The organism is Mycobacterium bulgaricum (assembly GCF_041287165.2).
Classification (GTDB): domain Bacteria; phylum Actinomycetota; class Actinomycetes; order Mycobacteriales; family Mycobacteriaceae; genus Mycobacterium; species Mycobacterium bulgaricum.
Map to the genome: position 1 here is coordinate 404,314 of NZ_JBGGKV020000003.1, position 12,709 is coordinate 417,022.

Genomic DNA, 12,709 nt, shown 5'->3' on the forward strand with positions numbered 1-12,709 from the left:
CCGTTAGGCTAGGCGTATCCGGACGCACGTGTGTCCGCCTCTTCCCGTCCCGCCAGCCGGTCGTCCCACACCTGCAGGACACCCGGCGCGGTGCGCGGCGTCAGCAGGCTCACCACGACGTAGACGATGAGGCTCGCGCCGAGGCCGTAGTAGATCGGCTCGTTGGCGAGCACATCGCCGACGATGACCATCGTCGCCAGCGTGACCACCGTGCCGACACCCATCGACCACAGCGCACCCGCACCCGTCGCCCGCTTCCAGATGAACCCGCCCAGGATCGCGACCAGCAGTCCGCCGACCAGGATGTCGTAAGCGATCGTCAACGCCGCCACGACGTCGTTGAGCAGTGCCGCGATCACGATCACGACGATGCCCAGCACCACCACATACATCCGGTCGGAGTGCACGTCATCTCCCCCGTTGCTTCGCTCGCCCCGGTCTCGTTGCGAGTCCTCGTTCTCGGACGGGCGCCCAACGAGCCTGAGCAACAACGGTTTCACATCGGTGCGCGCCACCGTGGCCGTCGCGATCAGCGCACCGGAGGCAGTCGACATCATCGCCGCCACCGCGGCCGCAAGCACCAGCCCGCTAATGCCGACCGGCAGGATCGTCTCGGCGATCTGCGCGTAGACGTCGTCGCTCACCTCGACGTCGGGCAAAAATGTCGACGCCGCCATCCCGATCACCGCGCCCGCGACGCCGTAGAACACGCAATACAGCGCTGCCGTCGTACCGCCCCACTTCGCGACACCGGGCGAGCGGGCTGTGAACACCCGCTGCCAGATGTCCTGCCCGATCAACATTCCAAAGCTGTACACGACGAAAAACGTGATGATCGTGGGCAATCCGATCGCGCCGAGATCGAACACCGCATCACCGGCGCGCTCCCGGATACCGTCGAAACCGCCGGCCTTGGCAAGCGTGAACGGCAGCAGCAGCGCGAAGATGCCGATCGTCTTCAGGATGAACTGCACCATGTCCGTCAGAGTGATCGACCACATGCCGCCGATCGACGAATAGAGCATCACGATCGCGCCACCGATGATCACCGACACCGTGCGGTCGGTACCGAACAGCACGTTGAAGACCGTGGCGTAGGCGATCGTCGAGGTCACCGACAGCATCAATGTGTAGGCGACCATGACGATTCCTGACGCCGACGTCGCGTCGACCCCGTACCGCAGCCGCAGCATCTGAGCGACCGTGTACACCTTCAGCCGCTGGATCCGGCCGGCGAAGAACAGGCTCAGCGACAGCAGGCCGACCGCGATCGCCACCACCAGCCACATACCCGAGATCCCGTATTCGTAGCCGAGACCGACACCGCCGACGGTCGACGCGCCACCGAGCACGACTGCGGCCATGGTGCCGGTGTAGAGCGTGGGTCCCAGTCGGCGACCCGCGACGAGGAAGTCGGCCGAGTCCTTGGTTCTCGTCTTGCCCCAGAACCCGAAGGCGAGCATTGCGAGCAGATAGACGACGATGATGACGATGTCGAGTGGCTTGCCCATAGCGGGCCTCCTGTATCAGGTGGGTGCGAACATCTTCAGTAGCGCGGGGAGCACGATCACCGCGGGGCCGCGGGTCGCGAACGTGCCGGCGATTGCCTCACCGACGCCATCGAGCGTCGCCCGCTGCGCAGGGACGCCGAAACTTGTTGCCAGGGACACGAAGTCAGGCCGGGCGAGTTCGGTGGCGGTTGCCTGGCCGAACGCTCCGGTCATGTACTCCCGCAGGATTCCGTAGCCGCCGTCGTCGACGATCAGCCATGTGACGTCGGCGTCGTGCTGCCGGGCGGTCGCCAGCTCGGCGATCGAGTACATCGCGCCGCCGTCACCGGAGACAGCGAAGGTCCGCCGACCGGAGCCGATCGCTGCCGCGATCGCGGCCGGAAAGGCGAACCCGAGCCCACCCGCGCCCTGCGCCGAATGGAACTCGCCGTCCTGCGGATCCCATGCCGACCACGCCCAGTACCCGGCGATCGTCATGTCCCAAAACGTCTGCGCGGCAGCGGGAACCGCGGCACGCAGGTCGCGTATCAGCGCAAGCTCGGAAGCGACGTCCTGACCTGCCAGCCGGTCCTCCACGGCGACCCGCAACTCGTTCGCGATCCGGGCACCGTCACCGGTCCGCTGCGTGATCTGCTTCGCCAACGCGGTCAGGGCCCGCGCGGCGTCGGCGTGGATCGCCAGGGCGGGGTGGTTGGCTTCCAGCACCCGCCGTTCCGCGTCGATGTGGATCAGCCGGCCCTTGGGGGCGAACGAGAAGTAGTTCGACGTCACCTCGCCCATCGCGGTGCCGACGGCCAGGAGCACATCGGCGTTCTCCAGCAGTTCGGTCGTGTGGCGGTCCTCGATCCACGATGCCGCAGACAGCCGATGGGAGAACGGTATCGCCCCTTTGCCGCCCACCGTCGAAACCACCGGTGCGTCAAGCAGTTCCGCAAGCGAGACCAGGGCATCGGCGCCGCCTGCAGACCGGCGCACTCCCCCGCCGGCGAGAATGACGGGACGGTCGGCCGACTGCAGCAGCGATGCCGCGTCGTCGATCAACTCGGCGCGGGGCGGGCGGGCCACGACGTCGGTGACGACCGAGGCGACCGGAGGTGCCGTGGTGGGCTCCTCGAGGACGTCCTGCGGGATCTCGACCCACACCGGGCCTGCGGGTGCGGACCGGGCCAGCGACCACGCGTCGGCCAGGAGCGACGGGATCTCTGCCGAGTTACGGGCCGCTGCGGTGCTTTTCGTGACGTTGACGGCGCTGCGCTGCTGATCGTCGAGCTGGTGCAGCATTCCGCGCCGCAGTCCTACCCCCGATCGCGGAACCTGGCTGGCGATCACCAGCAGCGGCACCCCGGACGCGTACGCCTCCTGCAAGGCCCCGAGCGCCGTCAGCGCTCCGGGTCCGGTGGACAGGAACAGCACTCCCACTTCACCTGTGGCCCTGGCGTATCCGTCCGCGCCGAACGCCGAGTTGTTCTCGACACGTGAGCTGATGAAGGTCAGGTCGCTGCGCCGGATCGCGTCGAACAGAGCGAGCGCGTTCTGGCCGGGGATGCCGAAGACGTGCGACACCCCGAGGGCCCTCAGGGTCTCGACGACGACATCGCCACCATTGCGGCTCATGCCGATTCACACCGCATCGCCAGCAGCGACACCAGGTCATAGGCCACGTGCGAGGCGGCGACGCCGGTGATCTCGGCATGGTCATACGGCGGCGACACCTCGACGATGTCGGCGCCCACCAGGTTGAGTCCGCGGAAGCCGCGCAGGATTTCGAGAAGCTCGCGGCTGGTGATGCCGCCCGCCTCGGGCGTCCCCGTACCGGGTGCGTGCGCCGGGTCGAGCACGTCGATGTCGATGGAGACATAGACGGGCCGCTCGCCCAGGCGGTCGCGGAGTTTGTCGACGATCTCGCGCACGCCCTGGTAGTAGACGTCCGACGAGGTGACGATGCCGAATCCGAAACGGCGGTCGTCCTCGAGGTCCTTCTTGCCGTAGAGCGGTCCCCGCGTACCGACGTGCGAGAGTGCCTCGGTGTCGACGATTCCTTCCTCCACGGCCCGGCGGAACGGGGTGCCGTGGGTGTATTCGGCACCGAAGTAGGTGTCCCAGGTGTCGAGGTGTGCGTCGAAGTGCACCAGCGCCACGGGCCCGTGTGCCGCCGCGGCGGCCCGCAGCAGGGGCAGCGCGATCGTGTGATCGCCGCCGATGGTGACGAGCTTCGTGCCGCCCTTGGTGAGGTCGACGGCGGCACCCTCGATGGTCTCGATCGCTTCGTGGATGTTGAACGGGTTAACGGCGATATCGCCGGCATCGGCGACCTGGGCGATGGCGAACGGCGACACGTCCAGGGCCGGATTGTAGGGCCGCAGCAGCCGGGAGGCCTCGCGCACGTGGGTCGGGCCGAATCGGGCTCCGGGCCGGTAGGACACCCCTGAGTCGAACGGGACGCCCACCACGGCGACGTCGGCGCGCGGCACCTGGTCCAGTCGCGGCAGCCTCGCGAAGGTGGCGGGGCCGGCGAATCGCGGCGTCTTCGACGCGTCGACAGGGCCGACCGGACTCGATGCGCGATCCCGCTCCGCTTCTCGCTCGCTCATGCTGGCACTTCCTCTGTGGTCGGTCGGTCAACGGAGGTGATCGGGATACCCGCCGCCGATCCCATGGGGACGAGGCGGGAGCCCTCGGGTCCGAAGGCGTCGGCAGGTTCCGGGAACACGATCAGCAGAATCGGATACAGGATGGCGGCCAGGCCCAGCCCGACGGGGATCGAGAGGTCGATGCCGTTGGCGAGATCGCCGAGTGGACCGACGAACTGGCCCGGCAGGTTCACAAAGCACAGCGACAGCGCCGCCGACGCCAACCACGCACCGAGTCCGCGCCAGTTCCAGCCGTGCGCGAACCAGTAGCGTCCACCGCGCTGCCTGCGGTTGAAGACCTGCAGCGAGTCGGAGTCATACCAGCCGCGCCGCACCAGCCAGCCGATCATCATGACGACCATCCACGGCGCGGTGCATGTGACGATCAGCACCGCGAACGTCGAGATGCTCTGGACGACGTTGAACGCGAACCTGCCGATGAAGATGAACACGATGGCAAGACCACCGATGAAGACCGTCGCCTGCACGCGGCTGAAACGCGGGAAGACACTGGAGAAGTCGAGGCCCGTCCCGTAGAGCGCCGTGGTGCCGGTGGACATGCCGCCGATGAGTGCGATCAGGCACACGGGGACGAAGTACCACCCCGGCGACACCTCCAGGAGGCCGCCGACGTAGTTGCCCTCGTCGAAGAATTGCGGCGCGTTGGTCGCGACCACCGATGCCGTCACCAATCCGAACAGGAACGGCACCAGCGTGGCGATCTGCGCGCAGAACGCCGCGGCCATCGGCTTCCACGCCGGCGTCTCGCGTGGGATGTAGCGGGCCCAATCGCCAAGGAACGCACCGAAACTCACCGGGTTCGACATCACGATCAGCGCGGCCCCGACGAACGACGGCCAGTACAGCGCATTGGTCGCGGCATCGGCGTCAGGGCCGAAGATGCCCGCGTACGACGGGTCGAAGGTGCCACCGAAAGCGATGATGCCGAGCAGAAACAGCACCGTGGCCGCGACGACGGCGATCTTGTTGACCAGCAACATGAATCGGAATCCGTAGATGCAGACGACGAGCACCAGCAGCGCGAAGATGCCGTAGGCCACGCCCACAGCCACATCATTGGCCGGCAGCCCGATGGCTCGGTTGGCCCCGCCCACCAGTACGTCACCCGACGTCCACACCGAGATCGAGAAGAACGCCACCGCGGTCAGCAGGGACAGGAACGAGCCGACGACGCGGCCGTGCACGCCGAGGTGCGCCGACGAGGACACCGCGTTGTTGGTTCCGTTGCGCGGGCCGAAGAGCGCCATCGGCGCCAGGATCGCCGCGCCGAGAACGACACCGAGCAGCGTAGCGAGCAACGCGTCGCGAAACGACAGCCCAAAGATGATCGGAAAGCTGCCGAGTACGACCGTGGCGATGGTGTTCGCACCGCCGAACGTCAGCCGGAACAGATCCAACGGGCGGGCTGTGCGCTCGGCATCGGGGATCGGCTCGACGCCGTGCACCTCCACCTCGGTGACCTTCGGCGGTGCCGCGAGGTTATCGGATGCCATGACGTCCTCCAGGGCCGCGGGTGTGGTGCGAATCACCGTAGGACCGTCCACCACCGCCTGCAAGCAGTTCATTCGTTACGCGCACGTTTCCGATATCGATTCGCAGGATTGAACCGGAAGTTCCGCCCATAATGGACGGAATTTGCGTGCGTGACGACCGATATGGCGTCCTGAGCAGGTCGAAAAATCATTGGGTGAATTTGGGGCGGAGGCGCAGTGGACGAGCTCGACGAGGCCATCGTGGAACTGCTCGAGACCGACGGCCGGCTCACCCACCGCGAGATCGCCCGCCGGGTCGGGCTTTCCCGATCGGCTGCCGCGGCCCGGGTTGCGCGCCTTCTCGCAACCGGTCAGGTGATCATCCGCGGCGCCGTCCATCCCGCCGTCCTCGGACGGCCGGTGCTCGCCCACGTCAGCGTCGTCGTTCACGGCCCGGCCGCGCCCGTCGCCGCCGAACTCGCGGAGCGCGACGACGTCCCGTTCCTGTCGTTGACGAGCGGTCAGCACGGTCTGGTGGCAGAGATCCGGTCCGCCTCGCCGCGCGACGTGGATCGGGCGGTGTCCGAGCTGCGCGCCCTGCCCGGGGTGTCCGGTGTCGACACGCTGACCTACGTCGAGGTGGTGCGTGATGTCATCGGGCCCGTGGGGGACGTCAGCATCGATCTCGACGAGACCGACTGGGCACTTCTGCTCGCGCTCCAAGACGACGGCCGCGCCTCCTATGTGGACCTGGCTAAGAAGGTCGGCTTGTCGGCGGCCGGGGCGCGGCGCCGGGTGGTCCGGCTGATCGAGACCAAGGTGATCCGCATCGGCGCGGTGGTCCGCCATTCGGGTCAGGACCGGCAGAGCGCCATGGGTTTCGGCATTCGGCTCGCCGGCGAGCACCACGATGTGGTCGCGGCGCTCGCCCGCCTCTCGTCGGTCATCTTCATCGCGCGCACACTCGGGCGGTTCGACGTCCTGGTCACGGTGCGGGCCTTCTCGGCGGCTCAACTGGTCGAGGTGCTCGACACGGTGCGCGCGCTACCGGGGGTCCGTGGCCTGGAGAGCTGGACACACCTGGACGTCGTGAAGGAGAGTTACGCCTCCGGCGACACCGCCGTCACGACTTCTTGACTGCCAGCACGCGCTTGCGCAGGCCCTCGGTGGCGGTGTCCATCAAGCCTTTCGCACCCTTTTTCACCAGGAATCCGGGCAGCGGCACATTGAGATCGACGGTCAGGTCGAACGTCACGTGCGTCGTGTCGCCGTCAGGCCGGAGGGTGTAGCGCGCCTTCTGTGCCTTCTGTTGTTGCGACTTGACCAGCGTCCAGCCCACCCCGTCGTCGTAGACGTCGAAGTCGAGGATCTGCTCGTCGCTGACACCGACGATCTTGACGACCTGGCGGGACCGCTTCGGCCTGCCCTCTTCGTCGCGCTCCAGGATCTCGATCTCCTGATGCGCCGAGGACCATTCGGTCAATGATTCGAGGTCGTAGAGCACGGCGAGGATCTCGTCGGGTGTCGCCTCGATGTCGATCTCGCGCTTTTCGGTGACGGCCATGCCGCACTTATTGCCGTCACCAGCCGTTTCAAAACTGCGCGGCCATCTCGTCGATGCGCCGCAGTGCCAGCGAGAGCACCGGCAGGTAGGCCGGCGCCCACACCGGGGCGCTCATCCAGACGCGCGACCCGGAATCCTGCGGCTCGACACCGTGGCGGGTCGCGGGTACGCCCGCGACCGTCCAGCCCCAGGTTCTGCCCTGGTCGAGTTCGGAGATCACGAACGGCAGCGGCACCCCGACCGGCGTCCACACCGTGCCCGTCGCGCCCAGCTCGAATGCTGCGCCGTTCAAACTCGCCTTGGCCACGGTCAACCCCCACCGCGGCCACGCGTCGAGGTCGGTGAGAATCTGCCACACCGTGTCCGCGGGAGCATCAAGTTTCCTGTTCACCGTCCACATGGGCAGCCCTATACCCCGGCCCGGCGTCACCCGAACTTCGCGTAGAGGGCGGGCAGGAACACGGCCAGATGGTTCATCTCCTGGGCGCAGTGCACCATCAGGTCCCGCGGGTCAGGCAGCTGCCGCGCAGCCACCGGCCGAACGACGGTGTTCGCCAACAGATTTCCGTGGCGCACCCGAACATACGGGCCGCCCATCCAGAACCGGGACCGCATCTCGGCGCCGTCCGGTGTAGGGCGGATCTGGTGCACGAACCAGCCGATGTCGACCGGAACCTCCGACGAGCCCAGCCGCGCACAGATTGCGACGGAGTCCCCGAGCCGATCCGCCGGCAGCCCCATCTGCTCGGGCGGAAGGAAGCGGATCGCGGCCTTGGCGTACGCCGAACCGAGATACTCCTCGATCAGCGACGTACGTCCGACATAGTGGCCGTCCTCGTTGCCATCGTTGTTGCCGTCGGCCCATCGCGCCGACGCGTGCGCCCGGGGATGCCACAGCTTGTAGCGCCGGGTGTCGCTGCCGTGCCAGCCGAACCACCAGTCCCACATCTGCGGGGTGACTCCGGGCATGTCGGTGCGCACCGAGACCTGGAACCCGCCGTTGCGCAGATGTCCGTACCCGTTCTCGGTCTGGTGATAGCCGTCGTCGAGAAGGTGTGCGGCACTGTCGAAGTCGAGCAACACCTGGTCTGCCTGCGGGCCGTGGTGCAGTGCGTCGACGATATGGCCGGGCAGCGCCGCCATCTTCGGGTCGAAGAACTCCGCGAAGTCGGTGTTCGCGTCGTCGCCGCGGTACCCCAGGTAGGAACTCCCGGCCATCAGACACGGCCCATCCAGCTGTGGAAGCGGCCGTTCGGGTCGTACTCGGCGCGGACCCGATCTAGCTTCGCCATGGCCTCGGGGGTGGCGAACGGCGCCGGGCGGTGGCCGAGGTTCTCGTCGGCCAACTGGATCCCGCTCTGCAGGTGCTCCATCGCGGCCATGTTGGATCGTGCCCAGTCGCCGTACTCTTCGTCGTCCGCGGGGTCCTCCCACACGCCGTAGAGCGCGAGGTAGATCTCGTCTTCGAGGCTGTAGGCCATGTCCTGCCGCTGCGGCGACGGCCCCCAGTTCAGCCACAGGAAGTGCGACGGGTGCGGCGGCATGGTCTCCAGGATGCGGGTGATCCCCGGCATGAGCTCGTCGGCCGATGCCGACGTCCACATGTTGTCTGCGGTGTAGCGGTGGTTGTCGGGATAGTTGCTCATGATGCCCGCGTACCAGGTTTCCATGTCGGCGAGTGCGTACGGCACGGCCGCGATGGCCTTGTCCCGCACCGGGCAGGTCTCCAGCAGCGCGAGCGCCTCGATCGCGTCTTGTTCCGCGTCGGCGAAAACCGGTGAGGCGAAGACGATTCCGGGCGCCTTCAGTCCCATCCCCGGCACGGACGTCGATGCGGCGATCTGCAGTTCCACCCGCCGGTCGACCTCCGCGCTGATCGACCGCGCCCACGGGTAGATCTCGTCGGCCAGTTCCATCGGGTAGACGTAGAGGCTGCTGCCGCAGACGGCGGGTTTCTTGTAAAGCTTGAGATGGAACGCGGTGACCACGGCGAAGAACCCCGGACCGGAACCCCTTGCGGCCCAATAGAGATCGGGGTGGTTGTCGGCGTCGATGTGCAGCTTCTCGCCGTCGGCGGTGACGACGTCGATCCCGATGACACTTTCGCACGCCGGTCCGAGCACGCGGCTGTTCCAGCCGTAGCCACCCTGCAGCAGATAGCCGCCGATGCACACGCCCCTGCAGTGCCCGGCGGGGAAGAACAGGTCGTGCTCCTCCAGGATGCCCGCGAGAACGCTGCCGCCCACGCCGGGCCCGACGACCGCGGTGCCGGCGTCGAGGTCGATCTCGCAGGCGTTGAAGTCGTGCATGTCGAGCAGGACGCCGCCGCCGCGCACGTGGTTGCCTGACCAGCTGTGCCCGCCGGATCGGATGCCGATCTGCAGGTCCTGCTCGGTGGCGTAGCGGACGGTGGCGACCACGTCGTCGACATCGGTCGCCCGGACGACGACGTCGGGGTAGCGCTGCGGGGTGCGGGCGTTCCACACGGTCCGGGATCGGGCCTGCTCATACCCGTCGTCGTTGCGGAAGAAGTGTCGTGTCGGCAGATCCATCTCGCCCTCCGAGAGATTCTTATACCGGATCTTGGTGGTCCGTACAGCGGATCAATATAGTGACGGGATGGCGGCGACGGGCGAGAACGACCAAATTGACGGCAGTGATAGTCGGGAGGACGGACTGCAGGTCCTGCGCCGGGCCGCCGCTGCTCTCGACGAGATCGCGACCGCTCCCGGACGGCTGCGTCTGGTCGATCTCGGCACCAACCTCGGCCTCGCGAAGTCGACCGCGCGCCGCCTTCTCGTGGCATTGGTCGATGTGGGTTTTGCGGCGGTGGAAGACGGTGGACGCTATCGCCTCGGGGACCGGTTGCTGGGCCTGGCGAGCGCGGACGGCGCCAACCTCGCGGCGCTGTTCCGACCGGTGATCGAGCGGGTCGCCGCGGCCACCGAGGAGACGGTCGACCTTTCGGTGCTGCGCGGCAAGCAGATGTGGTTCATCGACCAGATCGAGTCGGCGCATCGACTGCGCGCGGTGTCGGCTGTCGGCGAGCGGTTTCCGCTGCACGTCACCGCCAACGGTAGGGCAGCGCTCCAATTGCTCGACGACGCGACGGCGAGCGTCTCGGAGGTCGCGTACGACCGCGACGAACACACCGCCGGGATCTCGGCCGCCGGCATTGCCACCCGGCTGTCGAGCGGACACATCGTGGCGATCTCGGTACCCGCGCCGAGCGAGCGCTTCCGCGCCCACGAATCGGTGATCGTGTCCGCGCTTCGGGAGGCGGCGGCCGACCCTGCCTGGATCAGCTGATAGCCGCTGCTATTCGACGACGGCGATGGCGAAGCCGTCCCAGCCTTTCGTGCCCACGGTCTGGATCGCGGCGGTGTCGAGCCGCGGGTGGGCGCCCATCATGTCGAACATCGCACGGACCGCCGCAGCCTGTTCGTCGCCCGGCTGCGGGTCGAGCACGCGGCCCCGGCGGGCGATGTTGTCCACGACGATGACGGTGCCCGGCCTGCCGAGCGAGATCGCCCATCCGACGTAGGCGACGTTGTTCTCCTTGTCGGCGTCGATGAACACCAGATCGAACGGCTCGCGGCCGGCGAGCTCGGGCAGCGAGTCCAGCGCCGCCCCGACCACGATCTCGACCCGGTCGGCCACGCCCGCGTTTTCCAGGTTCTGCCGGGCGACCTCGGCGTGGGCGGGTTCGTATTCGAGCGTCACGACGGCACCGTCCGGCCCGACCGCCCGCGCCAGCGAGATGGTGCTGTAGCCGGCGAGCGTGCCGATCTCCAGCACGCGGCGCGCACCGGAGATCCGCACCAGAAGCGACAGCATCTTGGCGTGCTGGGCGGACACCTCGATGGCAGGCATGCCCGCGGCGTCGGCGGCCTCCCGGGCCGCGCGCAGCGCATCGTCCTCGCTGTGCAAGACGCGGGTGAACAGTTCGTCGAGCGCGGTCCATTCCGGGGACGTCACGGCGTCGACGGTACTCGCGAAACTGCAGGGTGCGAGCGCCCAGTCAGCCGACGACCTTGCGCAGCCGCGTGCCGCGCTGATACGCGAGCACCATCGGATCGCGGCCTGGCTTTGTCGGTTCGGAGGTGAGCACCACTCTGGGCTCGTCGCCGTAGGCCATCGTGTGTACGTGCTCGACCGCCGCGACGCGGAACACCTGGGGATTCGGATCGTCGTCGCTCGTCATCAGCAACTCGTCGCCCTGCACGACGTCCTCGACGGCCACCTGCGTCGTCTCCACTACCGCACCCCCTCTTTCGCATAGACGACCCGCAACACGTGAGCCACCTCTGCACCCATCACAGCACCAACGAGCTCGGTGTACACGGCGACGAACTCGGGGCCGTGCGGCGGGTCGGCGTCGACAAGATGGTGCGCGATCTCGTGCAGGATCACCAATTCCCGCAACGCCCAAGCACTTCGGCCCTCCGGCACCGCGATCGTCGCCGCGTTCTCGGTGCGTTCGTAGTGCGCGGCCGTGACGCCACGACGTGGCCGGACCCGCAGCGGCGTCGTCGCGGGCCAGCGCTCGCGGACGGCGGGATGGGCCAGTACCTGCTCGACATAGGCCGCGACAGACTGCACCGAACCGAACCGGGCCTCCGGCGGCAGCGTCAGCTGGGTTCCGAAGAAGTCGACCACGGGATTGCCGCGCTCGGCGGCGCGGTCGAACATGGTCCGCACGAACCCCTCTGCGGCGTAGACCTTTGTACGCTGCGCGTCCCGGGTCATCGCTCCAGTGCTGACCTGGCCCCGGCAAGCTCGGTGCCACCGCCGAGCCGAGCCCGCCGGCCAGCCCGGTCGCCCGCGCGACGCGCTTCCGACGAATACCCCGCTGTCGCGCTGGTTGCGCGCCACGTGCCGCGCGCCTTCGACGTCTGCCGGTAGTAGTCCTTGAGCTCGAGATCCTTGTTGCGCAACGCGATCGCCGTACCCGGGATGCTGGCGGGCCCGCTCTTGGCCTCCTGCTGCGCCTGCTCGCGGGCTTCGGCCAGACGCTGACCCACCCGCGCACCGAACGCCAGCTGGAAGTTGATGCGCGCCGTGATGGTCGGGGTCGGCTTGTGCGCACCCGTCGCGAGGTAGTCCTTCGATGCCCGCACCATCTGCATGACGAGGCTCGTGTACAGGGTGTGGCTGGCGTCGATGTCCTCGCCGAACCCGTAGGCGTACACGAACGTCGAGTTCGACGCGATGTCGCACTTGACGTCGTTGGCCGCCGCGATGACCACGAACAGCTGCACATAGGTGCGCAGCCCGCGGGCACCCGGCTCGCCGATGGTGATGGTGCGCTGCACCGGTGCCTGCGCCTTGGTGCGCTTGTCGCCGTGGCTGCGGGCGACGGCCAGGTCGATGGAGGTGACGGTGGCCAGCCGCTGCGCAGCCGCCATGAAGGCCTCGGCCTCGTGCGGGTTGTCGGTGCCCTCGGCCTGGCGCAACAGCGCCGCGATACGGGACAGCATCTTTTCGTCGGTGCTCATGACAGCGAGGTTA

At 67.8% G+C, this 12,709-nt stretch carries 14 protein-coding genes; 2 read left to right on the forward strand and 12 right to left on the reverse strand.

Annotated elements, in window-relative coordinates:
- Positions 1–8: 8 nt before the first annotated feature.
- The 4 genes from ACAG24_RS12870 to ACAG24_RS12885 are packed head-to-tail and all read right to left on the reverse strand — an operon-like array spanning position 9 to position 5,691.
- The gene (locus ACAG24_RS12870) at positions 9–1,511 is read right to left on the reverse strand and encodes a sodium:solute symporter family protein (protein WP_370473443.1); all 1,503 of its coding nucleotides are present in this window, start codon (positions 1,509–1,511) and stop codon (positions 9–11) included.
- A gap of 15 nt (positions 1,512–1,526) precedes the next feature.
- Positions 1,527–3,125 carry a thiamine pyrophosphate-binding protein gene (locus ACAG24_RS12875; RefSeq protein ID WP_370473444.1) on the reverse strand — a complete coding sequence of 533 codons (1,599 nt, stop codon included), beginning with the start codon at positions 3,123–3,125 and terminating at the stop codon, positions 1,527–1,529.
- Complete coding sequence (gene speB / locus ACAG24_RS12880; RefSeq protein ID WP_370473445.1) at positions 3,122–4,102, reverse strand: agmatinase; 981 nt, start codon at positions 4,100–4,102, stop codon at positions 3,122–3,124. The genes ACAG24_RS12875 and speB overlap by 4 nt, the downstream gene beginning before the upstream one ends.
- Entirely contained in the window at positions 4,099–5,691 is a 1,593-nt protein-coding gene (locus ACAG24_RS12885) for a purine-cytosine permease family protein (RefSeq protein WP_370473446.1), read from the reverse strand. Before ACAG24_RS12885 ends, speB begins: the two co-directional genes overlap by 4 nt.
- Positions 5,692–5,871: 180 nt before the next feature.
- On the opposite strand from ACAG24_RS12885, the gene ACAG24_RS12890 reads away from it, so the two are divergent.
- Positions 5,872–6,771, forward strand: coding sequence for an Lrp/AsnC family transcriptional regulator (locus ACAG24_RS12890; RefSeq protein WP_370473447.1), 900 nt, complete (start codon positions 5,872–5,874; stop codon positions 6,769–6,771).
- Here the strand turns inward: ACAG24_RS12890 and ACAG24_RS12895 are convergent.
- Genes ACAG24_RS12895 through ACAG24_RS12910 form a run of 4 tightly spaced genes read right to left on the reverse strand, consistent with a single transcriptional unit; the run spans position 6,758 to position 9,750 of the window.
- Positions 6,758–7,198, reverse strand: a complete 441-nt coding sequence (locus tag ACAG24_RS12895; protein ID WP_370473448.1) for an SRPBCC family protein — start codon at positions 7,196–7,198, stop codon at positions 6,758–6,760. The two genes, ACAG24_RS12890 and ACAG24_RS12895, sit on opposite strands and share 14 nt — an antisense overlap.
- 28 nt (positions 7,199–7,226) lie before the next feature.
- Positions 7,227–7,598, reverse strand: a complete 372-nt coding sequence (locus tag ACAG24_RS12900; protein ID WP_370473449.1) for an SRPBCC family protein — start codon at positions 7,596–7,598, stop codon at positions 7,227–7,229.
- A gap of 26 nt (positions 7,599–7,624) precedes the next feature.
- Positions 7,625–8,416, reverse strand: a complete 792-nt coding sequence (locus tag ACAG24_RS12905) for a DAPG hydrolase family protein (RefSeq protein ID WP_370473450.1) — start codon at positions 8,414–8,416, stop codon at positions 7,625–7,627.
- Complete coding sequence (locus ACAG24_RS12910) at positions 8,416–9,750, reverse strand: FAD-binding oxidoreductase (RefSeq protein ID WP_370473451.1); 1,335 nt, start codon at positions 9,748–9,750, stop codon at positions 8,416–8,418. Before ACAG24_RS12910 ends, ACAG24_RS12905 begins: the two co-directional genes overlap by 1 nt.
- Positions 9,751–9,817: 67 nt before the next feature.
- On the opposite strand from ACAG24_RS12910, the gene ACAG24_RS12915 reads away from it, so the two are divergent.
- Complete coding sequence (locus ACAG24_RS12915) at positions 9,818–10,507, forward strand: IclR family transcriptional regulator (RefSeq protein WP_370473452.1); 690 nt, start codon at positions 9,818–9,820, stop codon at positions 10,505–10,507.
- 9 nt (positions 10,508–10,516) lie between these two features.
- Here the strand turns inward: ACAG24_RS12915 and ACAG24_RS12920 are convergent, their stop codons facing one another.
- From ACAG24_RS12920 to ACAG24_RS12935, 4 genes are read right to left on the reverse strand one after another with little or no spacing between them, the layout of a single operon-like run.
- On the reverse strand, positions 10,517–11,176 hold the full coding sequence (locus tag ACAG24_RS12920) for an O-methyltransferase (RefSeq protein ID WP_370473453.1): 660 nt from the start codon (positions 11,174–11,176) through the stop codon (positions 10,517–10,519).
- A 43-nt stretch (positions 11,177–11,219) separates the two neighbouring features.
- Positions 11,220–11,456 (reverse strand): hypothetical protein, encoded by a 237-nt coding sequence (locus tag ACAG24_RS12925; RefSeq protein ID WP_370473454.1) that lies wholly within the window; start codon positions 11,454–11,456, stop codon positions 11,220–11,222.
- Positions 11,456–11,947 (reverse strand): TIGR04338 family metallohydrolase, encoded by a 492-nt coding sequence (locus tag ACAG24_RS12930; RefSeq protein WP_370473455.1) that lies wholly within the window; start codon positions 11,945–11,947, stop codon positions 11,456–11,458. The genes ACAG24_RS12925 and ACAG24_RS12930 overlap by 1 nt, the downstream gene beginning before the upstream one ends.
- The gene (locus ACAG24_RS12935; RefSeq protein WP_370473456.1) at positions 11,944–12,696 is read right to left on the reverse strand and encodes a DUF2786 domain-containing protein; all 753 of its coding nucleotides are present in this window, start codon (positions 12,694–12,696) and stop codon (positions 11,944–11,946) included. Before ACAG24_RS12935 ends, ACAG24_RS12930 begins: the two co-directional genes overlap by 4 nt.
- Between the last annotated feature and the right edge of the window lie 13 nt (positions 12,697–12,709).

What these genes read in the sequence shown, in the direction of transcription:
- ACAG24_RS12870 (WP_370473443.1), bottom strand. Translation starts at nt 1,511, where the DNA reads ATGGGCAAGCCACTCGACATCGTCATCATCGTCGTCTATCTGCTCGCA.
- ACAG24_RS12875 (WP_370473444.1), bottom strand. Translation starts at nt 3,125, where the DNA reads ATGAGCCGCAATGGTGGCGATGTCGTCGTCGAGACCCTGAGGGCCCTC.
- speB (WP_370473445.1), bottom strand. Translation starts at nt 4,102, where the DNA reads ATGAGCGAGCGAGAAGCGGAGCGGGATCGCGCATCGAGTCCGGTCGGC.
- ACAG24_RS12895 (WP_370473448.1), bottom strand. Translation starts at nt 7,198, where the DNA reads ATGGCCGTCACCGAAAAGCGCGAGATCGACATCGAGGCGACACCCGAC.
- ACAG24_RS12900 (WP_370473449.1), bottom strand. Translation starts at nt 7,598, where the DNA reads ATGTGGACGGTGAACAGGAAACTTGATGCTCCCGCGGACACGGTGTGG.
- ACAG24_RS12905 (WP_370473450.1), bottom strand. Translation starts at nt 8,416, where the DNA reads ATGGCCGGGAGTTCCTACCTGGGGTACCGCGGCGACGACGCGAACACC.
- ACAG24_RS12910 (WP_370473451.1), bottom strand. Translation starts at nt 9,750, where the DNA reads ATGGATCTGCCGACACGACACTTCTTCCGCAACGACGACGGGTATGAG.
- ACAG24_RS12915 (WP_370473452.1), top strand. Translation starts at nt 9,818, where the DNA reads ATGGCGGCGACGGGCGAGAACGACCAAATTGACGGCAGTGATAGTCGG.
- ACAG24_RS12930 (WP_370473455.1), bottom strand. Translation starts at nt 11,947, where the DNA reads ATGACCCGGGACGCGCAGCGTACAAAGGTCTACGCCGCAGAGGGGTTC.
- ACAG24_RS12935 (WP_370473456.1), bottom strand. Translation starts at nt 12,696, where the DNA reads ATGAGCACCGACGAAAAGATGCTGTCCCGTATCGCGGCGCTGTTGCGC.